The sequence below is a fragment of the Arthrobacter rhizophilus genome, from assembly GCF_026241105.1.
Taxonomy (GTDB): Bacteria; Actinomycetota; Actinomycetes; order Actinomycetales; family Micrococcaceae; genus Arthrobacter.
Genome location: NZ_JAPFFT010000013.1, coordinates 1 through 23,555 on the forward strand (window position 1 = coordinate 1; position 23,555 = coordinate 23,555).

23 protein-coding genes, 1 tRNA gene and 1 other RNA gene are annotated in these 23,555 nt (G+C 62.5%); 17 read left to right on the plus strand and 8 right to left on the minus strand.

Annotated elements, in window-relative coordinates; all coding sequences use genetic code 11:
- Nucleotides 1-478: 478 nt before the first annotated feature.
- The 7 genes from OOZ51_RS12290 (at nt 479) to OOZ51_RS12320 (ending at nt 5,716) form a co-directional block, all read left to right on the plus strand.
- Nucleotides 479-901 (plus strand): DUF3052 domain-containing protein, encoded by a 423-nt coding sequence (locus tag OOZ51_RS12290; RefSeq protein ID WP_265979891.1) that lies wholly within the window; start codon nt 479-481, stop codon nt 899-901.
- Nucleotides 898-1,386 (plus strand): peroxiredoxin, encoded by a 489-nt coding sequence (locus tag OOZ51_RS12295; RefSeq protein WP_265979892.1) that lies wholly within the window; start codon nt 898-900, stop codon nt 1,384-1,386. Before OOZ51_RS12290 ends, OOZ51_RS12295 begins: the two co-directional genes overlap by 4 nt.
- Nucleotides 1,387-1,391: 5 nt before the next feature.
- Nucleotides 1,392-2,348, plus strand: a complete 957-nt coding sequence (locus OOZ51_RS12300) for an NAD-dependent protein deacetylase (protein WP_265979893.1) — start codon at nt 1,392-1,394, stop codon at nt 2,346-2,348.
- 56 nt (nt 2,349-2,404) lie between these two features.
- Nucleotides 2,405-2,480 (plus strand) — tRNA-Val (locus tag OOZ51_RS12305).
- 113 nt (nt 2,481-2,593) lie between these two features.
- Nucleotides 2,594-3,118: a methyltransferase family protein gene (locus OOZ51_RS12310; protein WP_265979894.1), complete on the plus strand. Its 525-nt coding sequence runs from the start codon at nt 2,594-2,596 to the stop codon at nt 3,116-3,118.
- A 291-nt stretch (nt 3,119-3,409) separates the two neighbouring features.
- Nucleotides 3,410-4,207 carry an IclR family transcriptional regulator gene (locus OOZ51_RS12315; protein ID WP_265979895.1) on the plus strand — a complete coding sequence of 266 codons (798 nt, stop codon included), beginning with the start codon at nt 3,410-3,412 and terminating at the stop codon, nt 4,205-4,207.
- Between the two features lie 192 nt (nt 4,208-4,399).
- Nucleotides 4,400-5,716, plus strand: coding sequence for an MFS transporter (locus OOZ51_RS12320; protein ID WP_265980008.1), 1,317 nt, complete (start codon nt 4,400-4,402; stop codon nt 5,714-5,716).
- 248 nt (nt 5,717-5,964) lie between these two features.
- Here the strand turns inward: OOZ51_RS12320 and OOZ51_RS12325 are convergent, their stop codons facing one another.
- On the minus strand, nt 5,965-7,032 hold the full coding sequence (locus OOZ51_RS12325) for a D-2-hydroxyacid dehydrogenase (RefSeq protein WP_265979896.1): 1,068 nt from the start codon (nt 7,030-7,032) through the stop codon (nt 5,965-5,967).
- A 71-nt stretch (nt 7,033-7,103) separates the two neighbouring features.
- Here OOZ51_RS12325 and OOZ51_RS12330 point away from each other — a divergent pair, with 71 nt between their 5' ends.
- Genes OOZ51_RS12330 through OOZ51_RS12340 form a run of 3 tightly spaced genes read left to right on the plus strand, consistent with a single transcriptional unit; the run spans nt 7,104 to nt 9,875 of the window.
- Nucleotides 7,104-8,015: an NAD(P)-dependent oxidoreductase gene (locus tag OOZ51_RS12330; protein ID WP_265979897.1), complete on the plus strand. Its 912-nt coding sequence runs from the start codon at nt 7,104-7,106 to the stop codon at nt 8,013-8,015.
- A 16-nt stretch (nt 8,016-8,031) separates the two neighbouring features.
- On the plus strand, nt 8,032-8,802 hold the full coding sequence (locus OOZ51_RS12335; protein WP_265979898.1) for an SDR family oxidoreductase: 771 nt from the start codon (nt 8,032-8,034) through the stop codon (nt 8,800-8,802).
- Nucleotides 8,802-9,875 (plus strand): L-idonate 5-dehydrogenase, encoded by a 1,074-nt coding sequence (locus tag OOZ51_RS12340; protein ID WP_265979899.1) that lies wholly within the window; start codon nt 8,802-8,804, stop codon nt 9,873-9,875. Before OOZ51_RS12335 ends, OOZ51_RS12340 begins: the two co-directional genes overlap by 1 nt.
- A 41-nt stretch (nt 9,876-9,916) precedes the next feature.
- Here OOZ51_RS12340 and OOZ51_RS12345 read toward each other — a convergent pair whose 3' ends face one another.
- Nucleotides 9,917-10,645 carry a FadR/GntR family transcriptional regulator gene (locus OOZ51_RS12345; RefSeq protein WP_265979900.1) on the minus strand — a complete coding sequence of 243 codons (729 nt, stop codon included), beginning with the start codon at nt 10,643-10,645 and terminating at the stop codon, nt 9,917-9,919.
- 233 nt (nt 10,646-10,878) lie between these two features.
- Between OOZ51_RS12345 and gndA the strand changes: the two genes are divergently transcribed.
- Entirely contained in the window at nt 10,879-12,315 is a 1,437-nt protein-coding gene (gndA, locus tag OOZ51_RS12350) for an NADP-dependent phosphogluconate dehydrogenase (RefSeq protein WP_265979902.1), read from the plus strand.
- A gap of 241 nt (nt 12,316-12,556) precedes the next feature.
- Nucleotides 12,557-13,390 (plus strand): oxidoreductase, encoded by an 834-nt coding sequence (locus OOZ51_RS12355; RefSeq protein ID WP_265979903.1) that lies wholly within the window; start codon nt 12,557-12,559, stop codon nt 13,388-13,390.
- On the opposite strand, the gene epsC is transcribed toward OOZ51_RS12355, so the two are convergent.
- The 3 genes from epsC to msrA form a co-directional block, all read right to left on the minus strand.
- On the minus strand, nt 13,387-13,971 hold the full coding sequence (gene epsC / locus OOZ51_RS12360) for a serine O-acetyltransferase EpsC (protein ID WP_265979904.1): 585 nt from the start codon (nt 13,969-13,971) through the stop codon (nt 13,387-13,389). The two genes, OOZ51_RS12355 and epsC, sit on opposite strands and share 4 nt — an antisense overlap.
- A 50-nt stretch (nt 13,972-14,021) precedes the next feature.
- Entirely contained in the window at nt 14,022-14,957 is a 936-nt protein-coding gene (gene cysK / locus OOZ51_RS12365; protein WP_265979905.1) for a cysteine synthase A, read from the minus strand.
- A 75-nt stretch (nt 14,958-15,032) separates the two neighbouring features.
- A complete protein-coding gene (msrA, locus tag OOZ51_RS12370; protein ID WP_265979906.1) occupies nt 15,033-15,557 on the minus strand; it encodes a peptide-methionine (S)-S-oxide reductase MsrA in 525 nt (174 codons plus the stop codon).
- Between the two features lie 146 nt (nt 15,558-15,703).
- Here msrA and OOZ51_RS12375 point away from each other — a divergent pair, with 146 nt between their 5' ends.
- Both OOZ51_RS12375 and OOZ51_RS12380 read left to right on the plus strand, forming a co-directional pair.
- Entirely contained in the window at nt 15,704-16,621 is a 918-nt protein-coding gene (locus OOZ51_RS12375) for a Nif3-like dinuclear metal center hexameric protein (RefSeq protein ID WP_265979908.1), read from the plus strand.
- A 134-nt stretch (nt 16,622-16,755) separates the two neighbouring features.
- Complete coding sequence (locus OOZ51_RS12380; RefSeq protein ID WP_265979910.1) at nt 16,756-17,493, plus strand: zinc ribbon domain-containing protein; 738 nt, start codon at nt 16,756-16,758, stop codon at nt 17,491-17,493.
- 71 nt (nt 17,494-17,564) lie between these two features.
- Here OOZ51_RS12380 and OOZ51_RS12385 read toward each other — a convergent pair whose 3' ends face one another.
- On the minus strand, nt 17,565-18,329 hold the full coding sequence (locus tag OOZ51_RS12385; protein ID WP_265979912.1) for a YaaA family protein: 765 nt from the start codon (nt 18,327-18,329) through the stop codon (nt 17,565-17,567).
- 92 nt (nt 18,330-18,421) lie between these two features.
- Between OOZ51_RS12385 and rnpB the strand changes: the two genes are divergently transcribed.
- An RNA gene (gene rnpB / locus OOZ51_RS12390) (RNase P RNA component class A) lies at nt 18,422-18,812 on the plus strand.
- 60 nt (nt 18,813-18,872) lie between these two features.
- On the opposite strand, the gene OOZ51_RS12395 is transcribed toward rnpB, so the two are convergent.
- Nucleotides 18,873-20,252: a TIR domain-containing protein gene (locus tag OOZ51_RS12395; protein ID WP_265979913.1), complete on the minus strand. Its 1,380-nt coding sequence runs from the start codon at nt 20,250-20,252 to the stop codon at nt 18,873-18,875.
- 235 nt (nt 20,253-20,487) lie between these two features.
- Nucleotides 20,488-21,354, minus strand: coding sequence for a DUF4231 domain-containing protein (locus OOZ51_RS12400; protein ID WP_265979914.1), 867 nt, complete (start codon nt 21,352-21,354; stop codon nt 20,488-20,490).
- Between the two features lie 331 nt (nt 21,355-21,685).
- On the opposite strand from OOZ51_RS12400, the gene OOZ51_RS12405 reads away from it, so the two are divergent.
- Both OOZ51_RS12405 and OOZ51_RS12410 read left to right on the plus strand, forming a co-directional pair.
- Nucleotides 21,686-23,182 carry a glyceraldehyde-3-phosphate dehydrogenase gene (locus tag OOZ51_RS12405; protein WP_265979915.1) on the plus strand — a complete coding sequence of 499 codons (1,497 nt, stop codon included), beginning with the start codon at nt 21,686-21,688 and terminating at the stop codon, nt 23,180-23,182.
- Nucleotides 23,183-23,270: 88 nt separating this feature from the next.
- Entirely contained in the window at nt 23,271-23,480 is a 210-nt protein-coding gene (locus OOZ51_RS12410; RefSeq protein ID WP_265979916.1) for a hypothetical protein, read from the plus strand.
- Nucleotides 23,481-23,555: the final 75 nt, after the last annotated feature.

Consider the following 23,555-nt stretch of genomic DNA (forward strand, 5'->3'; position numbering starts at 1 on the left):
ACGATCAGGCAGCTGGGAAGTCAACCCGCTAAGGATGTGTGAGGTCTCTTCTCCTGCAGCCACGTCCAACCTCTCTTTTGGCGCATTCATCGTCGCCTCAGGTCCGGCAGGGTAACTGCCCGTCATGAACGCGGCGTGTGCGACATATCGGTTACAACAGCCCGGTCATGTGCGCCGGGCAGGTTCTCTTGAGCTCAAGCTGCGCTATTCGCGGCGGGCGGTTGCCCTGCAGCCAAAGTCTTCACTGGCCACTGTAGCTTTGTACGAGCCGCGATGCGTAGCCGTGCTGCCGCGAAGGCGTTGTATGTCACACTCAAGCTGTTACATCGTATGCAGTAGTAGCTGTAGTCACAGCTGTTGCCCTGGCTGCAGGCGTGGCTGGGGCGCGGAATATGGTGGAACGCGGGACAATGGCTTGAAGCCCACGCCCAAAGGGTGTTGGCTTGTAGTAATCGAAATCACTTCAAGAGGAGGAAACGTGAGCGAGGCCGACGCCGCCACATCGGTAAATGTGGCGGAAAGATTGGGTTTCAAAGATGGGGATCTGATTCAGGAACTCGGTTACGACGATGACGTCGATTTCGATTTGCGTGATGACATTGAGAAACTCACGGGTTCCGAACTGCTCGATGAAGACGATCACGAGGTAGTGGATGCCGTCATTTTCTGGTGGCGCGACGGCGACGGGGACCTTGTCGACGCGCTCGTGGACTCACTGACCACCTTGGGTGAGGGCGGTGTGGTTTGGGTTCTGACTCCTAAATCGGGCCGCGACAACTACGTTTCGCCTTCGGATATCCAGGACGCTGCTCCTACTGCGGGATTGCACTGCACTACTTCCGCAGGCGTCTCCAAGGACTGGAGCGCTACTCGGCTGGTGGCACGCAAGAAGAACAAGTGACACACACCAAGCTGGGCCCCGGAGTTCCGGTTGTAGGGCAGGAAGCACCGGATTTCGAATTGGTAAACCAGTTTGGGGAGCCAGTTCGCTTGTCCGGACTTCGCGGCCGCAACGTGGTGATTGTCTTCTACCCCTTCGCCTTCTCCGGAATCTGCACAGGGGAACTGTGTGAGATCCGTGACAATCTCGGTATTTTCGAACACGCCACCGCAACCGTTCTTGGCATATCGGTTGACAGCAAATTTGCTTTGCGGGCCTACGCGGAAAAAGAAAGTTACGAGTTTGATCTCCTGGCCGACTTCTGGCCGCACGGGGCAGTCGCCGAGAAGTATGGGGTGTTTGACTCCGCTACCGGCATGTCTTTGAGGGGCACCTTCATCATTGATGCCGCGGGCATTGTCCGTTATGTAGTCGTCAACCCGCGCGGCCAAGCGCGCGATCTAGCGGAATATCGCGAGGCATTGTCCGCACTGGGCCAGGCCTAGCGCCCATGAACACCCAACGGCCCGGCGTCGGAATGACTGGCTTTGCCATTCTGCCGCCGGCCGACACCGTTGCATTGGCCGCGGATGAGCTCGAAGCTCTCCGCCAAGCCGGGAGGATTCTCGGCGGCAAACGGCTTTCTGTTCTGACGGGTGCCGGGCTGAGTACAGACTCCGGAATCCCTGACTACCGGGGTCCGGGAGCTGCGCCACGGAATCCCATGACCTTCCAGGAGTTCATCGGAAGCTCCGCCAACCGGCGCAGATACTGGGCGAGGAACCACCTTGGATGGTCCCACCTCCGGCATGCGGACCCCAATGCCGGGCATGCCGCCGTCGCACTCCTCGAGCGCCGCGGGCTGATCACCGGACTCATCACCCAGAACGTGGACCGGCTGCATGAAGATGCAGGCAGCATGAACGTTGTGGACCTGCACGGCCGCTACGATCGCGTGATTTGCCTTGACGGGGCACACGTCTTCACGCGAAAGCTCGTGGCGTCGATCCTTGAGGAAATCAATCCAGGATTTATGGAGGCCGCCCAGGCTTCCGGCGTCGTGGAAATGGCGCCCGACGCTGATGCCTCAGTGGAGGATCCCGAGCTCATCCGATCGTTCGTCGTCGCCGTTTGCCCCGTTTGCGGAGGAACGCTCAAACCCGACTTCCTGTACTTCGGCGAAAATGTGCCCAAGGATAGGGTGCAGCGCGCCTATTCCATGGTGGACGAGGCCGGGGCCCTGCTGGTGGCGGGATCTTCTCTGACCGTAATGAGCGGGTTGAGGTTCGTGAGGCATGCAGCCAAACTCGGCAAGCCTGTGGTGATCATCAATCGAGGACCGACCCGCGGAGACGGGTTCGCGAGCCTCAAAGTGGAAGCCGGGGTCAGCGGCGCTCTAGCGTGGCTTGCCGCCGAACTTCCCGATCTATCGCCCCCGGATTCGCGGATTAGTGTTCCGGGCGAATGATCCGGTAGAGTACATGTTCGTTGGTTGAAGCGCCGAAGGCGTTGAAATCAGTGTTTGGGTCTTTAGCTCAGCTGGTAGAGCGCCACGTTTACACCGTGGATGTCATCGGTTCGATCCCGGTAGGACCCACCACGTGAGAAGAGCCCCTGAGGTGCGAAAACGCAGCTCAGGGGCTTTTTCTTTTGCTCAAAGAAGCGTGTGGGCTGGTGCTTGCCGCCAATCGTTGGGCGGTTCAGAATGGTCGCATGAGAGCGTCCGGAGATGCGACGCGTGAAAAGAGGCTGGCGGCCCTTGGCACGACGGTGTTCGCCATCGCCCCGGCAACCGTTGCAGGTCTGTTGCCGTGGGTGGTGACCCGCTGGAAAGTGCAGGAGCCCGTGCCGGGAGGGCTGGTTGCCCAGTGCGCTGGAGTCCTCCTGATTGGCGCAGGAACGGCAGTGATCACCGATTCGTTTGTACGTTTCGCACTCGAAGGACTGGGCACGCCGGCACCTTTTGCGCCGCCGAAGAACCTCGTGGTCAGTGGGTGCTATAGGTTCGTGCGGAACCCCATCTACGTGGCCATTGGGTCCGCTGTGACCGGACAGGGTCTCTTACTGGGACAGCCGAGGCTGTTCGTCCTGGCGGCGCTGGGCGCCGTTCCCGTGGTGGCCTTCGTCAGGTTGCATGAGGAGCCGACGTTGGCTCGCAAGTTCGGCGCCGAGTATGAGGACTACCGCGCCAGCGTCCCGCGCTGGCTGCCGCGCTTCACACCCTGGCGGCAGGGCTAGGGTCGGACCTGATCCGCTGCGGGGAATTGGAAGAGCTCTCCACCGCGACTATTGGGGGATGCCGCGGTGGAGAGCTCAAAGATGAATATACAGAGAATTTCTGGATATGGAAAGGACGCGCGCCCTACGCCCGGGGCGACTCCTTCGAGCACTGAGCCACTATGATGGTATTTGTTCAGTGGATTGAACAAGCGTGATTGCCGCGGGTCGAAGTTCCGCTGCCCTAGGCAGCATTTCTTCTGGCCAGCACGCGCCCACTCTGCGCCAGACGCACTATTGCGAAGGAGAATCATGGCTGATTCCCGCACCCCCCGTTCCGCCGACGGCTTGGGGAGCTCCTCGCCAGCGCCTGCCGTGACTCGCGCAGCTGCGGTACTGGACGCCTTGGCTGAGGCTCCTTCAGGTCGGCTGACGCTCAGTGACCTTGCGAGGGAGCTGGGGATTCCGAAATCATCCACCTCAAACCTGCTGCTTGCCCTCGAGGAAGCCCGGCTTATTACCCGCGAAGGTGCCGACTTCTCCCTTGGCCGGAAATTGGTTGAACTTGGTGCCGCATACCTCAGCCGGCTCGATGAAGTCCAGGAGTTCTACAAGTTCTGCGAGCAAGCGCCGACATTGTCGGGCGAAACAGTGCGGATCGCGATGATCGACGGGGATCACATCATTTACCTGGCGCGTTACGAAGGGCACCCGGCCGTCCGGCTTACCTCAAACATTGGCGACAAGATGCCGCTTTCCCTGAGTGCCGTCGGCAAGGTGCTCTTGGCGCAGCTTCACGACCATGACATCGAGGCGATGTTTCCGGATGATGTGGAGCTTCCTGTCATGACTCCCAAGTCCCTGCGCAGCGCTGCTGAGCTGAAGGCCCAGGTGGCTGCGATCCGTAAACAGGGTTATGCCTTGGAGGACGAGGAGTCCACCCTCGGCGTGGTTTGCCTTGCCGTGCCCGTTCCTACCCATGGGGCACATGGCCCGAGTCTCGGACTCTCGGTGACTGCCCTGAAGGCCACCTTTTCCGAGGAGCAGGCTGCCCTGATGGTGAAGGAACTCAAGGAGCTCGCTCACTCGCTGGGCAACCCGATGGGCTAGCTGATCTCGCCGTCCGGCGAGGGTCATATATAAATCTGATTACACCACTTGAAACCCGTCCAATGTGCTGTACTCTGTTCACTATAGTGATTCACGCCATGGCGGCTGACACTATCTCGCCAGACCAACGGGGGTCTGGAGTGTTCTTGAGGGAGTGCTGTGACAACTCGTACTAAGACAAAGCTTGCTGATATGGACGGCGCAGTAGTTGAGCCGGAACAGCTGCGAAGGGCAACTCTTGCCAGCTCCGTAGGATCCGCTCTGGAGTACTACGACTTCTACATTTACGGTCTGGCTTCGGCCCTGATCTTCGGACCGCTGTTCTTCAAGCCCTTGGGTGAAAGCGGCGCATTGATCGCGTCGTTCGCCACCTACGGCGTCGGATTCGCAGCGCGGCCCTTCGGTGGTATCTTCTTCGGATTCATCGGAGACCGCTTCGGGCGCAAGATGGTCCTTCTGATGACCATCGGCATGATGGGCCTTGCCAGTTTCGCCATCGGCTTGCTGCCGACGTTCGAACAGGCCGGCATGCTCGGCGCTGTTCTTCTCGTGGTGCTTCGTATCGTCCAGGGCCTCGGCGCCGGAGCCGAGCAGGCAGGCGCAACAACGCTGATCTCCGAGGTTGCTCCGCCCAAGCGCCGCGGCTATTTCGCTTCGCTGCCGTTCGTTGGCATCCAGCTCGGTACCCTTCTTGGCGCCGGCACCTTCGCACTGATTGGCATGGCCAACAAAAGCGTGCTTGAAGGCTGGCTGTGGCGTGTGCCTTTCCTCGCCAGCTTCATCCTGATCATCGTGGCCGTTTTCATCCGCCTCAGGCTGAAGGAAACTCCAGTGTTCCAGGAGCTTGAGAAGCACAAGAACGTGGTGAAGAACCCCGTAGGTGAGCTCTGGAAGCACTCCAAGAAGAATGTGCTGGTGGGCATCGGTCTTCGCATGGGCGAGAACGGCAACTCTTCGATCTACTCGGCGCTGCTCATCTCCTTCATGTCCGTCAAGGAAGGCGTCTTCCCTGGCGACAAGTTCATCGGCCCGGTCGGCCTGCTGATAGCCGCCGGATTTGCAGCCGTCATGGTGGTCACTTTCGGCGCACTGTCTGACCGTATTGGTCGCGTCAAGGTTTACCGCTATGGGGCCTTGTTCCAGGCAATCTTCGCGATTCCCGCCTTCTACCTGGTGACCCTCGGCAACGTGACCCTCGTTTGGGCCGTCATGGTTGTCGGCATCGCCCTTGGCGTTCAGTCGATGCTTGGCCCGCAGTGCCCCCTGCTGCCCGAGCTCTTCGGCTCGCAATACCGTTTCACCGGTGTGGCATTGAGCCGCGAACTGTCGGCTGTCCTGGCCGGCGGACTCGTGCCCCTCGTCGGTGTCGCACTCCTCGCCGCCACTGGCAACTCTTGGGTGGTCCTGGCCGTCTACTCGCTGGTCCTGGCGCTGATTTCGTTCGTTACGACGTTCTTCACGCCGGAGACGGTCGGACGTGACCTCCGGTCTCTGGAGGACGCCAAGTAAGCCAGACCCGTACCCCGACGTACGCAAGCAGCGGCGGCCCCTCCCGACAAGGAGGGGCCGCCGCTTTGTTACGCCCCGTCATGCGCGGCGTTCCTGTTCCTGTCTGGAGCCTGTTTTGGAGACTCGCGCTAGTTGCGCCGGAATGGCAAACAAGCCTTGGTTTCGCACAGCAAAGCCGCCCCGTACAACAAAGCGGCCCCTCCGGAACACCGGAGAGGCCGCTACGTTGGCGCTGAGTGGTTTGCGGTTTAGTAGAAGTGCACCGTGTCCACAAGGTGGGGGAGCTCGACGCCGTCGAGGAATGTGCGCAGGTTGCTGACGAAGCGCTCGGCGATGAGGCGGTTCTCGGCGGCGCTGAGCGCAGAGGTGTGCGGAGAGAGCATGACCTTCGGGTGGTTCCACAGCGGGCTGCCCTGGGGTAGAGGCTCCACAGCGAAGACGTCCAGGCATGCGTAGGACACCTGGCCGTTGTCTAAGGCTTCGAGGAGGGCCTCCTCATCAACCACGGTTCCACGGCCAACGTTGACAAAGACCGTTCCGGGCTTCATTGCCGAGAAAACGTCGTGGTTGAAGAGCTTCTCCGTGTACGGCGTACCGGGGAGGGTGTTGACGACGGCGTCTGCCGAAGCGAGGAGCCCGGCGAGGCCCTGGTTGTCTGCCACCTCCTCGATTCCCTCGATGGCTTCGACGTTGCGCTTGGTTCCGCTGACCTTCATGCCCAGTGCCCGGGCGATGCGGGCGGTTTCCAGGCCGATCTCGCCGAGGCCGGTGATGACCAGCTTGGAGCCGTCCACAAGTTTTGTAGGGGTACGCAGCTCGGGCCAGACCTTGGCGGCCTGGTCCTGTGCGAGTTCCGCGCTGCGCTTGAAGCCGTTGAGGATGCCTAGGGCGGCAAACTCGGCAAGCGGAAGCGCGTGTACGCCTGCGGATGTGGTCACCTTGAACTTCTGCAGAGTCTCGCTGTCGAGGCCGGAAGCCTTGACGGCGCCACCGGCACCAGCGGCCATGGCGTGGATCCACTGCAGGTGCGGGTTGCTCTGGGCGATGCGGGCCAGTCCGGCGGGGTTCTCGTTGGGAAAGCCGTAGAGGATCTGAGCCTTGTTCAACATTGACCAGTAGCGTTCCTCTTGTTCGGGAGTCCGCTTGAAGTCCGGATCGCCGGAGTGGTCGGCCGGGAAGCGTTCCGGAGGAAGCAGCTCGGGTTCGTAGAGCACCGTAATGCGCGGATCTACTGCGCGGATACGCTCCACATGCTCAGCTTCGAGCGGGACTGCGATCGCGATGGTAAGTTCATCAGTCGTCATAGTGTTCATCATACTGAATTGAGGCTAGGATATTGAACAGTTTTTGAAATATGAACCACGAAGAAGTGAGGTGCAAACGGGACATGACAGCCAAGACTGTAGGTTTTGTGGGACTCGGACTCATGGGCTTCCCCATGGCCGCCAATCTCCTTGCCAGCGGCTGGGAGGTGACCGCTTGGAACCGTTCGGTCGAAGCGCTGACCGAGTTGGAGAAGCTCGGAGGAAAACGTTCGGAATCGGTTGCTGAACTGCGTGACCAACCCGCCATCATTTTCATGCTCCCAGATCTTTCCTACATCCAGCACGCCGCCGCGCCGCTGCTCGACTCCTGGCGTTCGGATGCGCCGCTCCCCGGAACCGCAGTGGTCGTTATGAGCAGCGTGTCGCCGACGGCCGTCCAGGAATTCGGCCGGACCGTCCATGACGCCAGTGGCGGGAACGCCGTCGTCGTCGATGCCCCTGTCAGCGGCGGAACCAAAGGTGCGCAGGACGGCACGCTGGCCATCATGGTGGGAGCCAGCGAAGAAGACTTCCGGCGAACGCTCCCGGTACTTCACGCCATGGGCACCACCGTCCGCCGCATGGGCGCCCTGGGTGCCGGTTCGCTGGCCAAGGCCTGCAACCAGCTGATCGTCGGGACCACGACGGCGGCGCTTGCAGAAGCCGCGGAACTCGCCGAACGCTCGGGCATGGACGCTTCTGCCCTCTTCGATGTCCTGGCTGGCGGACTTGCTGGAAGCCGCGTGTTGGAGATCGTCGGACCTCGGCTTGCAGCCAAGGACTACGCGCCCACGGGTCCCGCGAAATTCATGCACAAGGATCTCAAGTTCGTCCTCGAAAGTGCCGAAGCGGCCGGTGCCGCCGTCCCGATGGCAACCGCCGGCGTCGAACTTTACCGCGAACTGATCGATCAAGGCCTTGGCGACCAGGACCTCGCTGTTGTCCGCCAGGCCATCGCCAATCTCAGTGACTCCTCTGTAAGTCCTCTGAACTAGGTTAGGAAACACAACCATGACTGGAATCTTTGATCTCACCGGGCGCGTTGCGCTCGTTACGGGATCCAGCCGGGGCATCGGCAATGCGCTGGCCCGCGGATTGGCCGATGCCGGTGCCACCGTAGTTCTCAACGGCATCAACACGGAACGGCTCAAGGATGCAGAAGCCGCCATGGCGGCGGACTTCGGGCCCGGCCGCATCCACAGCTGCGCGTTCGACGTCACCAGCGATACCGAAGCAGCCCGCGGCGTTGCCTGGGTTGAAGAAAACGTTGGCCCCCTGGACATCCTGGTCAACAATGCGGGCATCCAGCACAGGGTCCCCATGCTGGACCTCGATGTGAAGGACTGGGATCGGGTCATCACCACCGACCTCACAAGCGCTTTCCTCGTAGGGCGAGAAGCTGCCCGCCACATGATCCCGCGAGGCCGCGGCAAGATCATCAACATCTGCTCGGTGCAGACGGACCTGGCGCGTCCCACGATCGCCCCCTACGTCGCTGCCAAGGGCGGACTGCGCAACCTCACGCGCGCCATGACCGCTGAATGGGCGGCTTCGGGCTTGCAGATCAACGGCATCGCCCCGGGTTACATCCACACTGAGATGACCCAGAACCTCGTGGACGATCCCGACTTCAATTCCTGGATCCTTGGCCGCACGCCGGCCCACCGATGGGGCACCGTGGAGGATCTTGCCGGTCCTGCCGTCTGGCTTGCCTCGGAGGCGTCCAATTTCGTCAACGGCCAGACGATCTTCGTCGACGGCGGAATGACGGTGGTCGTCTAATGAGCGACATCCAGCATGCTGGCTTTCAGCTTCCCCGGACTTCGCCCGCTGTCGTTGCACACGCCGCCGGCGACCTTCGCATCGAGGACATAATCCTCACTGCTCCGGCTCCCGACCAGGCCGTCGTGGAGATCGCCTACGGTGGCATCTGCGGCTCGGACCTGCATTACTGGCTCCACGGAGCAGCGGGCGAATCCATCCTCAAGGCGCCTCTGGTCCTTGGCCACGAAATCGTCGGCACGGTAGTCGAGCAGGCAGCCGACGGCAGCGGTCCGGAAGCCGGCACCGCCGTCGCCGTCCACCCGGCGAGCCCTGCCCCCGGCACAGCTAAATACCCGGAAGACCGGCCCAACCTTTCTCCCGGCTGCACCTACCTCGGCAGTGCCGCGCGCTTCCCGCACACGGACGGCGCCTTCAGCCGCTACGCAACGCTGCCGTCCCGCATGCTCCGGGCACTTCCTGCCGCACTGGACTTGCGTACGGCGGCGCTCGCGGAACCTGCAAGTGTTGCATGGCATGCCGTCGCCCGAGCTGGGGACGTGGCCGGAAAGACGGCGCTCGTGATCGGAAGCGGCCCGATCGGGGCGCTGGCGGTTGCCGTCCTCAAACGTGCAGGAGCGTCCCGGATTGTGGCTGTCGACATGCACGACAAGCCTCTTGAAATTGCCCGCGCGGTGGGTGCGGACGAGGTCCTGAAAGGCGATGATTCCGAGGCTATCGCCGCGGTGGAGGCAGACGTGGTCATCGAGTCCTCCGGCAGCCACCACGGGCTGGCATCGGCCATCAAGGGTGCCGTGCGCGGTGGCAAGGTGGTCATGGTCGGGCTGCTGCCCTCGGGCCCGCAGCCGGTCTTCATTTCGCTGGCCATCACCCGCGAGCTCGAACTGCTCGGCTCATTCCGCTTCAACGACGAGATCGACGACGTCATTGCCGCACTCGCGGACGGCTCGCTCTACGTGGATCCAGTGGTGACGCACGAATTCACTCTGGACCGTGGCTTGGAGGCCTTCGAGGTGGCCAAGAACTCGGCCGAATCGGGGAAGGTCCTCCTGAACTTCCAGCCTGCGGCCTAGCCGCCCAGGCAATCAATCGAGCGGTGCTGGCGGGTCAGCCGTCAGCGCCGCTCGACTGGAACAAAGACCCGTGGCTGGCCTTCCCAGCTAGGCGACAAGTCCGCGATCGTCTCCCGCATGATGTTGGACGAGGCCTCGCGGGCTTTGTCGCCGTCCCCGTCGCTGATGCCCTGGGCTACGTCCAGGTGCCATTGCAAGGCCGCTTCCTTCGGATGTTCGGGCATGAGCCCGTGGACCGTCCGGCCGGTGAGTGTTTCCGAGACCTGACCGATCAGGTTCGCGAACATTTCATTGCCCGAACCGGACAGCACCAGCGCGTGAAAGCGGATGTCCAGGTCCAGGAAGGTGGGCATGTCGCCCGCACGGCCTGCTTCACGCATGGCCAGGGAGATTTCCAACAGCTCGCTCCGAAGCGACTCCGGAGCGTTCTCCGCGGCCAGTTCTGCGGCTACAGGCTCGACGGCGGAGCGGAGTTCGGCGAGGGAGCGCAGCTGTGCGCCGCGGCCTTCTCCGGCCAACCGCCAGCGGATGACCAGCGGGTCGAAGGGATTCCAGCGGTGCGCGGGGAGTACCCGGATGCCAACGCGCTTGATGGTTTCCACCAGTCCCAAAGACTGCAGCACCCTGACGGCCTCGCGTACCACCGAGCGGGACACCTTGAGCTCCTCCTCGAGGTGCTCGGCCAACATGACATGGCCCGTGGGGAGCCTGCCGCCGACGATCCGGGTACCCAGATGCTCGACAGCGCGGAAGTGGAGGCTGGTTGACATAGTTGTAAGCATAGTGGCGTTGACCGCGGCGTTACTGGCAGCCCGGCCGGTGGGCAACTCCCCACAGCGCGGGCTCGCAACATAGACTCTTTTGTGACGCGGACGCTTCCGAAACGTGGGCGAAACTTTCCCAGACACGGTCCGAATACGTATGGTTTATTCCAGCTACTGCTTTGGAAAGCGTTTCCTCGCTTCCAGCAGGACTCATTGCACAAGAACGAATTGGAGTTTTGATGTCAGCACACATCGGTGTCACCGGCCTCGCGGTGATGGGCGCCAATCTGGCCCGCAACCTGGCCCGCAACGGCTTCACCGTTGCCCTCCACAACCGCTCCGTCGAGAAGACCGACGCCCTGCTGGCCAAGCACGGCACGGACGGCGACTTCATCCGCACGGAAACCCTCCAGGAACTCGTGGACTCCCTTGAGAAGCCCCGTCGCGTCCTGATCATGGTGAAGGCCGGAAAGCCGGTTGACGCCGTCATCGACCAGCTCGTTCCGCTGCTGGAGCCGGGTGACATCGTGATCGACGCCGGCAACTCGCACTACGAGGACACCCGCCGTCGCGAAGCCGCGCTTGCCGAGAAGGACCTGCATTTCGTGGGTGTCGGTGTTTCCGGTGGCGAAGAGGGTGCCCTCAACGGCCCCTCCATCATGCCCGGTGGTTCCAAGGAGTCCTACGACGCTTTGGGCCCGTTGCTCGAAAAGATTTCCGCCAAGGTTGACGGCCAGCCGTGCTGCGCCTGGATCGGCACCGACGGCGCCGGACACTTCGTCAAGATGGTTCACAACGGCATCGAGTACGCCGACATGCAGGTCATCGGTGAAGCCTTCGATCTTCTCCGTTCAGGCGCGGGCATCGAGCCGGCCGAGCAGTCCAAGATCTTCGCTGAATGGAACAAGGGCGAACTCGCTTCCTTCCTGATAGAAATCTCCGCCGAGGTCCTGGGCCACGTTGACGCCAAGACGGGCAAGCCGTTTGTCGATGTTGTCGTGGACGCTGCCGGCCAGAAGGGCACCGGCCGTTGGACGGTCATCTCCGCCCTCGAACTCGGCTCCCCGGTTTCCGGCATCGCGGAGTCCGTCTTCGCTCGTGCCCTGTCTTCCCAGGCGGAGCAGCGCAAGATCGGCCAGGAGCTCCTCGCCGGCGAGGAAATCGCCGTCGACGTTCCCGAGAACTTCGTCGAGGACGTCCGTCAGGCGCTGTACGCCTCCAAGCTGGTTTCGTACGCGCAGGGCCTGGACATGCTGACCTCCGCTGCCAAGGAATACGGCTGGGACCTCAAGCTCGATGAAATCGCTTCGCTGTGGCGCGGCGGCTGCATCATCCGTGCCGAGCTGCTGAAGGAAATCACCAACGCCTACGCAGCCGAAGTGAAGCCGGCCAACCTGCTGTTCGCCCCGGCCTTCACCAAGGCGATCGCCGGCGCGCTGCCGGCATGGCGCCGAGTGGTGGCAACCGCAGTCCAGCTGGGCATCCCGGTTCCCGTGTTCTCCTCCTCGCTGGCCTACTACGACGGACTGCGCCGCAAGCGCCTCGCTGCGGCAGTCATTCAGGGACAGCGTGACCTTTTCGGTGCGCACACCTACGGCCGCGTTGACGCCGAGGGCACCTTCCACACCCTGTGGGGCGAAGACAAGTCCGAAATCTCGGCAGTCGACACACACTAGAGATTGGGGCAGGCCCTTTCGTGTCGACTCCGTCGCCACGTAGGGACCCTGCTGCCCCACTCTTGGGGCAGGCCCTTTCGTGTCGACTCCGTCGCCACGTAGGGACCCTGCTGCCCCACTCTTCCCTGACCCACTCTGCTCCTGACAAAGGCCGGCACTTCCCCGATACTGTGGGAGGCGCCGGCCTTTGCCGTAGGCGGGCCGGCCGCGAATACAACCCCCGCCACACGAGGAGCAATCCATGCCGCAACGCGTCGCATTTGTCACAGGTGCGTCAACAGGAATCGGTTTCGAAGCCGCTATCAAGCTCAGCAAGGCAGGGATGGTGGTGTACGCCGGGGCGCGGAGGGTCGAGAAGATGGAGCCCCTCAAAGCCCATGGGATCAAGGTGTTGTCCCTGGATGTCACCGTCGAAGAGTCCATGAGGGCCGCTGTGGACCTTGTCCTGGCCGAGCAGGGACGGATCGACGTGCTGGTCAACAACGCCGGATACGGGTCCTACGGCTCGCTGGAAGAGGTACCGCTGGACGAGGGCAGGCGGCAGTTCGAGGTCAACGTCTTCGGTCTCGCCCGGATGTCCCAACTGGTGATTCCCGTGATGCGGGCCGCGGGTTCAGGCAGGATCATCAATGTGTCCTCGATCGGCGGCAAGATGTACGAACCCCTGGGCGCCTGGTATCACGCAACCAAATTCGCCGTCGAGGGCCTCAGTGATTCGCTGCGGCTTGAGCTCAAGCCGCATGGCATCGACGTCGCGATCATCGAGCCCGCAGGAACCGACACGGAGTGGGGCACCATCGCCGGGGAGAGCCTGCTCACGGTCTCGGGACATGGACCCTATCGGGACCAGGCAGGCGTTGTCGCGGCCGCTTTGGCTTCGACGTCAGGGACGGCCCTGTCGACGCACCCGCGCACCGTCGCGGGCGCTATCGCACATGCTGCAAAAGCGCGAAGGCCCAGGACCCGCTACCCGGTGGGTAGGGGAGCCTGGACCATCCTGGCGTTGCGGAGGGTTCTTCCGGACCGGGCCTTCGACACGGTCTTTTGGAGCGCCTACAAGCGCTTCGCTGCCTAGATCCGGTATTCGATGTAGTACTCGGCCGGGTCGACGGCCGGCTTGGTTTCGCTCTTGGCATCGCGGTGCCGCCACGTTGCGGGAACGCCGGTGATGATCGACTCGGGCGGCGCGTCTTTGACCACGACGGCGTTGGCGCCTACGGCACTGTCCGCGCCGATGGTGATGGGGCCAAGGACCTTCGCCCCGGCTCCGATGGTGACCCGATCTCCGATGGTGGGGTGGCGCTTGACTTTGGCCAGTGAGCGGCCGCCAAGCGTGACGCCGTGGTAGATCATGACGTCTTCGCCGATCTCGGCGGTCTCACCGATCACCACACCCATGCCGTGGTCAATGAAGAACCTCCGGCCGATGGTCGCGCCGGGGTGGATCTCGATTCCGGTCAGGAACCGGGCAAGCTGCGAAATGAGCCGTGCCGGAAAGCGCAGGTCAGGGTTCTGCCACAGTTTGTGCGTCAAGCGGTGCGCCCAGATGGCATGCAGCCCGGAGTACGCAAAAAAGTTCTCAAAGGAGCCTCGGGCCGCCGGGTCATGTGACCGGGCGGCCTCGAGGTCCTCCATAAGTCTTGCGAAGAAGCTCACAAAGACCTTTCTACAGGAAATGAACGAAGGCGGTTGCGCAGGGTCTGCAATCAGCCGCGAATATCGTCAAAAAGCACGGTGGATATGTAACGTTCGCCGAAGTCGGGGACGATTGCCACGATGAGCTTGTCCTTGTTCTCCGGGCGCTTGGCGAGCTCCAGGGCACCCCAGACGGCTGCGCCGGCCGAGATGCCGCCGAGGATGCCTTCCTTGGTGCCGAGGGCGCGTGCGGTGGCTACGGAGTCCTCCAGGGTTGCGTCGAGAACCTCGTCGTAGACGTTGGTGTCCAGGATTTCCGGAATGAAGTTCGCGCCAAGTCCCTGGATCTTGTGCGGTCCGGGGGCTCCGCCGTTCAGGATGGGGGAGTCCTTCGGCTCGACGGCCACGATCTGGATCTCCGGCTTGCGCTCCTTCAGGACCTGCCCGACGCCGGTGATGGTACCGCCGGTGCCGACGCCGCCGACGAAGATGTCCACTCCGCCGTCGGTGTCCGCCCAGATTTCCTCGGCCGTAGTGGTGCGGTGAATCTCCGGGTTTGCCTCGTTGGCGAACTGCTGGGCCCAGACGGAGTTCTCCGTGTTGGCCACGATCTCCTGTGCCTTTTCGACGGCGCCGCGCATGCCTTCCGAGCCGGGGGTCAGGACGATCTCAGCACCGTAGGCGCGCAGCATGACGCGGCGCTCGGTGGACATGGTTTCCGGCATTGTGAGGATGACCTTGTAGCCGCGTGCAGCGCCGACCAGGGCCAGTGCGATGCCGGTGTTGCCGGAGGTTCCCTCAACGATGGTGCCACCCGGCTTCAGGGCGCCGGATTTCTCGGCGGCGTCGACGATGGCGACGCCGATACGGTCCTTGACGCTATTGGCGGGGTTGTAGAACTCCAGCTTCACTGCAACCGTGGCTTCCAAGCCTTCGGTGAGCCGGTTCAAGCGGACCAAGGGGGTTCCGCCGATCAGCTGGGTGACGTCGTCGTAGATCCGTGCCATGTAATCATGCCTATTCTCTGGATTCGCTTAAATAGCTACTGCTGAGGTCAGCCTAACGAGCGGTGTTACACGCTGCTACGCGCGGAGCCACGAAGAGTAATATTTCCGGGCCTTGGCGAGTTTGGGGTTGATGATCACCTGACAATAGCCCTGCTCCGGGAATTTGGCGTAGTAGTCCTGGTGGATGGACTCGGCCTCATAGAATTCCGGCAGCCGGCTGACCTCGGTCACGATCGGCTTGGACCATAGTTCCTGGTTCCGAAGGATGGCTTCTTCGAAAAGGATCTTCTCTTCCGTCGTGGTGTAGAACATCGAGGAACGGTACTGGGTCCCGACGTCGTAGCCTTGGCGGTTGAGCGTGGTTGGATCGTGCAGGGCAAAGAACATGTCCAGGATGACTTCCGCCGGGATAACGTCCTCATCGAAAGTCACTGCTACAACCTCTGCGTGGCCCGTCATACCGGAGCAGACATCGTAGTAGTCGGGGTTACGGATGTGCCCTCCCGTGTATCCGGAAACCACGGAACTGACGCCTTTGGTCTTCTGGTAGACAGCATCGAGGCACCAGAAGCAGCCTCCGCCAAGTACAAAAGTTTTCATGATCTCTTCAATGGCCGGGAGTCCTGGATGATTCCCGCACAACCTTACGGGAGTGTGACGGCGAAGACCCCGCCACCGGCAGCAATATCAGATAGTTCGGTTGCCGCAAGCGCGTCATGGCCACCGGATGCGCAAGAATGTAGTGCATGGAAGCTGTGAACACCGCGGTTGCAGATACAGGATCCGGGGAAGAGCCGGAAGACGGTGCGGCCGGAACTTCAGGAACCAGTACCCCCACGCTTGGCCAGGTCTTGCTGGCTGTCGAGGAGCTCTGGCCTGAGTCCCTCGCCGAGGACTGGGACGAGGTGGGCCTGGTGGTCGGGCGGCCGACTGCGACCGTCACCAAGGTCTTGTTCGCCGTGGATCCCACCCTCGCCGCCATTGACGAAGCCATTGAATGGGGTGCCGAGCTCCTCGTCACGCACCACCCTTTGCTGCTCAAGGGCGTCACCTCGGTGGCTGCGACGAGCGCCAAGGGCCTTGCTGTCCACCGGCTCATCGAGTCAGGTACCGGCCTGCTGACCGTGCACACCAACGGAGATTCCGCCGTCGGAGGTGTTTCGGATGTTCTCGCGGACGCGTTCGGACTGGACAATGTTGTCCCGCTGGCCCCTGCTGCCCACGGACTGCCGGAAGAGGGCATCGGCCGGGTAGGGGATCTTTCGGAACTCATGACCCTCGGCGATTTTGCGGCTCGCGTTTTCGAGATTCTGCCTTCGGTAGCCGGGGGAGTGCGAGTAGCCGGGGACAAGGACGGACTGGTACGGCGTGTTGCTGTGTGTGGCGGCGCCGGCGACAGTCTGTTCGATGCTGTCCGGGCGAGCCAAGCTGACATCTACGTCACTGCGGATATGCGCCACCACCCCGCGTCGGAAGCGCGCGAAGCTGCTGTTGACGGCAGGCCGTACCTTATTGACGTATCCCATTTCGCGAGCGAGTGGCTATGGCTGCCCGCCGCGGCCGAGGCGCTCGGCAACGTACTCGCGGACCAAGGGCACGATGTCGAGATCCGGGTCGCTTCCACCAATAGCGATCCCTGGGACTTTATTCTGACTCCCGGCTAAGCCTGGCGTGCGAGGGGCCCCGGGTGAGCGCAGCGAGGCAGGGGAGCACGCCAGGCGCTAGAGTCGAGACAAGCAGGCCTGAGAGCCTGGCCGGGAATGGATATCGTCCCCGGCACGATCAAGCGGAGGTAAGCGTGGCCAAGGCAGCACCGGCGGAACAGTTGAAATTGCTCGAACTGCAGGGGTTGGACGCGAAGCTCAAATCCTTGGCCAACCGCCGACGCACTCTCGAGAGCGACCCCCGCATCACCGATCTTCAAGACGCCCTCAGCGTGGCCAACGGGGCACTCGGGACCGCGAAGCTCGCCGTCCACGACGCCGAAGCCGAGCTGAGGCGGGCGGAGACCGACGTCGAGCAAGTCGCCGGCCGCATTGAGCGGGACGAAGCCAGGCTTAACAGCGGCACCGGCCTCTCCAAGGATCTCGTTGCGTTGCAGAGCGATATTGCATCACTGAATAAGCGTCGCTCCGACCTTGAGGACGTCGAACTGGAAATCCTCGAACGCCTGGACGGGCTGAGGGAGCGCCAAGTCGCCCAACAGCAGATCGTTGATGACATCCAAGGTTCTTTCTCAGGAATCCGTGCAGAGCTGGACGCCGCGATTGCCGAGATCGTCGCCGAGGAGACTGATGTGCGAGCGCAGCGGTCCGGTTTCGCCGCAGGGCTCGACGCCGGGATGCTGGCTATCTACGAAAAGACCCTCGCCAGGCGCGGCGTGGGGGCCGCCAGGCTGTTCCACGGCAAGTCCGAAGGCTCAGGGATGACGCTCAGCCCCGGCGATCTTGCCGAGGTCAAGGCCGCCGCTGAGGATGAGATTGTCTTCTGCCCCGATTCCGGCTGCATCCTGGTGCGCTCCGCCGAATGGAACTAACCACCTGGTCCCCACCCAACTAGCTCGCAGTTAATGTCGTTTTCAGCCGTCAAAACGACAACTACTGCGAGTCAGTTGGGGAGGATGATGCTGAGGGTGTGCGGCTTGCGGGCCGTGCCTTCCGTCGACTCCGCGGTCCAGATTTCTGAAGCGGCCTTGAGTAGCTGTTCGGGGGTTGCCGGAGCCTTCCCTCGACGGCTCAGCAGATGCCGGGCCAGTTCGCCGCGTGTGTGCTTGGCGAAGTGGCTGACGACCGTGCGTTTGCCATTGGACTCGGAAAAAACGTTGACGGCGACAGTCTGCGCCGGGGGCGGTGCCCACGCCGCGGCGTAGGTGCTGGAGCGGCAGTCCACGAGCAGCTCGCCCTCCACCCGTGAGGCGAGGGCCTGCGTAAGCTGCGGCTTCCAGAACGACGCGAGGCGCCCGACGTCGGGCAGTGCCGTTCCCATGGACAAGCGGTAGGCGGGCACGCGGTCGCCGAAGCCAATGGCGCCCCACAGGGCGGACACCACGAGGATAGACTCTGCCGCTTTGCGGCGCTGCGCAGGCGTCAGGGTCTTGTACCCAAGAGCGTCGTAGAGAACTCCTGAATACACCTGGTGGGCAGGCGCGGCCGGTTCTGCGTGCAACCGGGTATTGCGTTCGACGTCGTCCTTCAACGACGCGCCCACGCCCAACAAGGTGAGGGCGTCCTCGTGCGCGCTGACCAAGCCCAGGGCGTCGAGCACTTTGGCCCGGTAGCTATTGAGTTCCGGAAAACTCAGGGACTCCCATTCGACGGCGGGGCCCTCTATAGCGGGGGTCTTGCCTTCGGAAGGCGGCAGGAGAATCAGCACTTGTCGATATTAGCGGTAATGCCGGCGGCGCCTGTCCGGTCGGCACAGTCCGGCAGTGCAGAGGGCCCGACGCCGGTAGACTGTAGGGCGGATGGGTTGACCAGGCGGCCGCGCGCCACGTGAGTGGCTCGAGGAACGTCCGGGCTCCACAGGGCAGGGTGGTGGGTAACGCCCACTCGGGGTAACCCGCAGGCCAGTGCCACAGAGAACAGACCGCCCGCAGTTGCTCGTGCCTGCACGAGCTACTGGCAGGTAAGGGTGAAACGGTGGTGTAAGAGACCACCAGCTCCTTGGGTGACCAGGGAGGCTAGGTAAACCCCACCCGGAGCAAGGCCAGACAGGACACGATCGAGGGCTGCTCGCCCGAGTGTCCGGGTAGGCCGCTGGAGGGCGTCGGCAACGGCGTTCGTAGATGGATGGCCGCCACTCTTTCGCTGGCAACGGCGGGGAGCACAGAACCCGGCGTATCGGTCAACCCATCCCTTCACAATTGGCAGTGGCGCGCGAGGCGTTGTCTGTTCATGGTCCGTCATACGCAACGCGTCATCTGTACATCGAAGCATAGGACGCCACGAGGGCTAGGAACCATAACCCGCTGACTGCGACCCCGATCCAGCCCCACACCAAGGCCTTCTTCGAGGCGGCGAGCGCAGCGGAGGGATTGCCCATCCTCCAGCGTTTGGAGACCTGCGACGCGAAGTAAAAGGCCACGGCGCCGACGGGGATGAACAGCAACAGAACTCTTATTTCCGCCCCCAAAGCGATGGACAGCACCAGCGCGACAATCGAGAGTACTAGGTGCCGGGCCGGCATAGCCGGATGCTGCGCGGCTTGGCCAGGTGGCTGCGGCCATGGTTGCTGGCCCTGATGTGGCTGTGCTTGGGGTTGCTGCGCCTGGCCCTGGCGGGGCACAGCCTGGAAGAACTGCGGCTGTCCGGCAGCAGGGTTGGGCGGCGGGGCGGGCTGCTGGGTTTGCTGTTGACGAGGAGTGTGGTTGGGATACGGCGACGGTGGGAACGGCCCCAGCGTCGTTTCACCTTCCGGGCGCTTCCCCTCGTGACCGGCTTGGACATTTAGGTCGCCGGTGGCTGTGAAGTCGGCTTCCGTGGAGGACTGCTCGTTCGCTGCACGCTGCTGTCCGGAACCATGTTGCCCGGCCCCGTTCTGCACGCGCTCTTCTTGCCCCGACCTCGGATGTTCCGGCGCAGGGCGCATCGCCAGGGAACCCTGTGCTGTCAGCTGCGTCGCATTCTCCTGCCGGATTCGGTCGATTTCCTTCGACGTCAGGTGGTAGAGGTCCCTCCTGTCTTCGAGCTTCTGGAGCAACTCCAAAGCGGCGTCGTGTTCCCGAGGTCGACGCAGCGAAGCGCTGAGCTTGGCGGCAATGGAAAACTGTTCGTCTGCCGTCAAGACTGACTGCCGCAAAACGTCGCGCATGTTTCCGAGATAGGAGACAGGCACGGCGGGTGGTTCCGGAAGTGGATCGGGAAGCGGCGCACCCAAGGGGACCGTGTAGAGCGCGTTGGCCAGTTGGGCACCTGTCAAAGGACTCGGGTTCGTGTAGTCGATGAACTGCAAGGTTGCGATGTCCGGCGGTAGGAGATCGCTACTGACTTTTCTCACAATCAGCGGTATGAGCCTCTTGCCCAGCTGCCGCGCGTAGAGGCGTTCACGAGAGGCAGCCTCCGAGTCAACGAGATCAGAAGAGACGACGAGGATCATGGCGTCGCATCGCCGGATCTGGTCAAGAATCACATCCCACCATTCCTGCCCGCCGTCCAGGTTGCTGTCCAGCCAGGCTTCGTGGTGCAGCGCGGAGATGCCGGCTCTGACATCGTCGAGGAAGTTCTTGTCCTCCCGGGCGTAGGAGATGAAGACACGCCTGGCTGTGTTCGATGTTGTAAATTCGGCTGGTGAACTCACGATGGGTCCCGGGCTGGAGCGACGTGCCGGCTGTTCTGAAGATCTGTGCGGCAAGAGGGAAGGGTGCGGAGGCACGAATGCCCAAACAATATATCAACTCAATGGTGAAACCAAGGCTACGCTTGCACTGAGCGTATTTCCATAGTTATGTCGAGCTCGACGAGTCCTTTACTCAAAGATCCCGGGCGCAGGTAGCTGCGCAACATTTGGGGGCCCGTTGACGGGCCCAGACGGCTCATGCGCTTCGTGTCGCCACCCACATCGTGTGTTCCCGGCTGATGGCCTCTTCCGCATCCGAAACAGCGCGGGCCCACTCCGCCTCGTTCGTCCCTTGAAGAATGTCTTCCTGGATGGCTAATTCACGGCTAGTGGTGCTGTATGCCGAGGCTAACTGGGAGTGTTGCTTAAGAACCAACCATGCGGCGCTAGCGGAAATCACGGAACCCAGGACTCCGCCCAGGTTTACCGGTAGGGGCCCAGCGAGGCGCAGGGTGGCTAGCGCCACGGCGATGATCTCGGCGGACACCAGCATGGTTCGCCAATATTCCGCCCTTCTCCGGTTGTACCGGGCTTTCTCGGCGTACCAGTGACGCTGCGCCCCCGTCCGCTCGCGCAAATAGACGGCTTTTCTGTGTTCGAAGTCCGACTCCCGCAGTGCTGACATGGAGTCCGTGACGAGAGGGTTTTCCGTTTCGATTGCGATGCGGTCGGCGCCCTTTTCAGTAAGCTGCCGGGCTCGGGCGCGGAGTAGTTCATGGAGCTTAGCTTCGCTAAGGCCAGCCGTGAACGGTGCACCTTGGACTGCATAACGCCACGCCATGGTTTTCATGGATTCCGCCAGTGAGCGCCCGGCGTACCAGTCGCGCTCCGGTTGCAAGTAGGCAAGGATGAGTTCAGTGATGAGGGCGACGAGGAACCCTGCCAAAGCGACGAGGGCGGAGATATCCAGCGTGCCGGTGGAGAGGCTTACGATGCCTCCAAGAGCACCGATGACGGCTCCGGACAACCGGATCCGGTTCAGTGCCAGATACCGCCTCTGGCCGTTCAAGGATGCGGCGTCCGCGTCTTTGAAGAAACCGGGCATTTCCAATTCCACGCTCATCGCAGCACTTCCGTTCGTCCCTACCGCCCGTGGAGGCAGATTGCCGAAGGTGATTGAAGTGTAGAACCAGTGCCAGCGCGCCGCCAGAGCACGCGTGTGAGTGAATTCACGCGTCCCGGCTGCCAAAGCCTTCCGTGCCAGACCTTAGAATGGACACTGAACGTAGAAGTTCCACCGCCGGTTCTGCGTTCGCAGCCGGCGGTTTTTCTTTGCAACGTTCGAGGTGTCCGGGCAGACCGAAGTCCCGCCGATGCCAGTGCCGCAGGATTACTCCGGGCGGCCGCCATCTACGTACGAGGACGTATGTAGCTGACCCTAGGAAGGTAGTTCTGTGAGCCAGTCATCAGATTCTTGTCTTGATACGTGGATGGGCCGCGAAGCGCTGGCCGAGGCCATGATTCCGGTGATCGGCCGGCTGTACCGTGAAAACAACGTGGTCACGAGCATTCACGGGCGCAGCCTCATCAACAAGTCGTCGATGAACATCCTGAAAGCCCACCGTTTTGCGCGCCGAATGAGCAAGGACGAGCTCCTGCTTGAGGAAACCGCGCCTTTGCTCAACACCCTCGCTGAACTTGAACTCGGGGCCGCGGCGATCGACATCGCCCGCCTGAACGAGAAGTACAAGGCCGAGGCTCCGGGCACGCCGCTGGAGGACTTCCTCCGCGCCGAACTTGCCGGGGTTGTCGGGCGCCGTGGCGCGGACGACCGCACCAGCACCGACGTCGTCCTTTACGGATTCGGACGCATTGGCAGGCTCCTGGCCCGCCTCCTGATCGAAAAGGCCGGCGGCGGCCACGGTCTCCGCCTGCGCGCCATCGTGGTCCGCAAGGGCGCCGAAAATGACCTCGTCAAGCGCGCCAGCCTGCTGCGGCGCGACTCCGTGCACGGTTCCTTCGAAGGCACCATCCGCGTGGACGAGGCAGCCAACACCATCACCGCCAACGGCGTCCAGATCCAGGTCATCTACTCGGACAACCCCTCCACTGTTGATTACACGGCATACGGCATCAAGGATGCCCTGGTGGTCGACAACACGGGCCGCTGGCGCGACGCCGAAGGCCTCTCCCAGCACCTGCAGAGCAAGGGAGTCGCCCGCGTCCTCCTCACGGCCCCGGGCAAGGGTGAGCTGAAGAACATCGTCCATGGCATCAACCACTCCTCCATCGAGGACACCGACAAGATCGTGACCGCAGCCTCCTGCACCACGAACGCCATCACCCCGGTGCTCAAGGCACTCAACGACAAGTTCGGCGTCATCCACGGCCACGTGGAAACCGTGCACTCGTTCACGAACGACCAGAACCTGATCGACAACTTCCACAAGGGTGACCGCCGCGGACGCTCGGCCGCGCTGAACATGGTCATCACCGAAACAGGCGCGGCCAAGGCCGTGGCGAAGGCCCTTCCGGAACTGCAGGGCAAGCTGACCGGCAACGCGATCCGCGTTCCCACCCCGGACGTATCGATGGCCATCCTCAACCTGAACCTTGAAAAGGGAACCACGAAAGAGGAAGTCAACAACTACCTTCGGGAGATGTCCCTGCACTCCGAGCTGCGGAAGCAGATCGACTTCATCGACTCACCCGAGGTCGTCTCCACCGACTTCGTCGGCTCCCGCCGCGCAGGCATCGTGGACGGCCTGGCCACCATCGCCACCGACAAGCACCTCGTGGTCTACGTCTGGTACGACAACGAATTCGGTTACTCCTGCCAGGTAGTGCGCGTCATGGAAGAAATGGCCGGCGTGAACCCGCCGTCGTTCCCGGCACGCGGCGTCGCGGTGAACCTTGAACCCAAGGCAACCTTGGAGCCCGCCGGCGTCTAGCAGGTTCCGGCCAAGGCCAGGAAAGACACACAGGGGTTTCCCGGCTAATGCGCTGGTATCAGCCGGGAAACCTGACCAGAATGGACGCATGGAACGCGACAAGATTCTGGAACATGACACAACCCTGGAACACGCACTGGACGTAGCGCGCGCCAACTTCAAAGAAGCCCAGCGCCTGCTCGACGAAGCCAAGTCGGGATTCGCGGCGGGGGATATCGCCGAGGACCGCGTTGTCCAGCTGGAGTCACTTCTACAACTCGCAGCCGAAGACTTGAAACGGGTCACCAGGGAGCAATAACCGGCTGCTCGAGTGGCCCGCGCGGTGATTATTCCGACACAGTGACTTGTCCTCCACACTGTGGATATCGGGGCG

Bases quoted from the DNA above. Each gene is read 5' to 3' on its own strand.
- OOZ51_RS12300 (WP_265979893.1), top strand. From the start codon at position 1,392: ATGAACACCCAACGGCCCGGCGTCGGAATGACTGGCTTTGCCATTCTG.
- OOZ51_RS12310 (WP_265979894.1), top strand. From the start codon at position 2,594: ATGAGAGCGTCCGGAGATGCGACGCGTGAAAAGAGGCTGGCGGCCCTT.
- OOZ51_RS12315 (WP_265979895.1), top strand. From the start codon at position 3,410: ATGGCTGATTCCCGCACCCCCCGTTCCGCCGACGGCTTGGGGAGCTCC.
- OOZ51_RS12320 (WP_265980008.1), top strand. From the start codon at position 4,400: ATGGACGGCGCAGTAGTTGAGCCGGAACAGCTGCGAAGGGCAACTCTT.
- OOZ51_RS12325 (WP_265979896.1), bottom strand. From the start codon at position 7,032: ATGATGAACACTATGACGACTGATGAACTTACCATCGCGATCGCAGTC.
- OOZ51_RS12330 (WP_265979897.1), top strand. From the start codon at position 7,104: ATGACAGCCAAGACTGTAGGTTTTGTGGGACTCGGACTCATGGGCTTC.
- OOZ51_RS12335 (WP_265979898.1), top strand. From the start codon at position 8,032: ATGACTGGAATCTTTGATCTCACCGGGCGCGTTGCGCTCGTTACGGGA.
- OOZ51_RS12340 (WP_265979899.1), top strand. From the start codon at position 8,802: ATGAGCGACATCCAGCATGCTGGCTTTCAGCTTCCCCGGACTTCGCCC.
- OOZ51_RS12345 (WP_265979900.1), bottom strand. From the start codon at position 10,645: ATGTCAACCAGCCTCCACTTCCGCGCTGTCGAGCATCTGGGTACCCGG.
- gndA (WP_265979902.1), top strand. From the start codon at position 10,879: ATGTCAGCACACATCGGTGTCACCGGCCTCGCGGTGATGGGCGCCAAT.
- OOZ51_RS12355 (WP_265979903.1), top strand. From the start codon at position 12,557: ATGCCGCAACGCGTCGCATTTGTCACAGGTGCGTCAACAGGAATCGGT.
- cysK (WP_265979905.1), bottom strand. From the start codon at position 14,957: ATGGCACGGATCTACGACGACGTCACCCAGCTGATCGGCGGAACCCCC.
- msrA (WP_265979906.1), bottom strand. From the start codon at position 15,557: ATGAAAACTTTTGTACTTGGCGGAGGCTGCTTCTGGTGCCTCGATGCT.
- OOZ51_RS12375 (WP_265979908.1), top strand. From the start codon at position 15,704: ATGGAAGCTGTGAACACCGCGGTTGCAGATACAGGATCCGGGGAAGAG.
- OOZ51_RS12400 (WP_265979914.1), bottom strand. From the start codon at position 21,354: ATGAGCGTGGAATTGGAAATGCCCGGTTTCTTCAAAGACGCGGACGCC.
- OOZ51_RS12410 (WP_265979916.1), top strand. From the start codon at position 23,271: ATGGAACGCGACAAGATTCTGGAACATGACACAACCCTGGAACACGCA.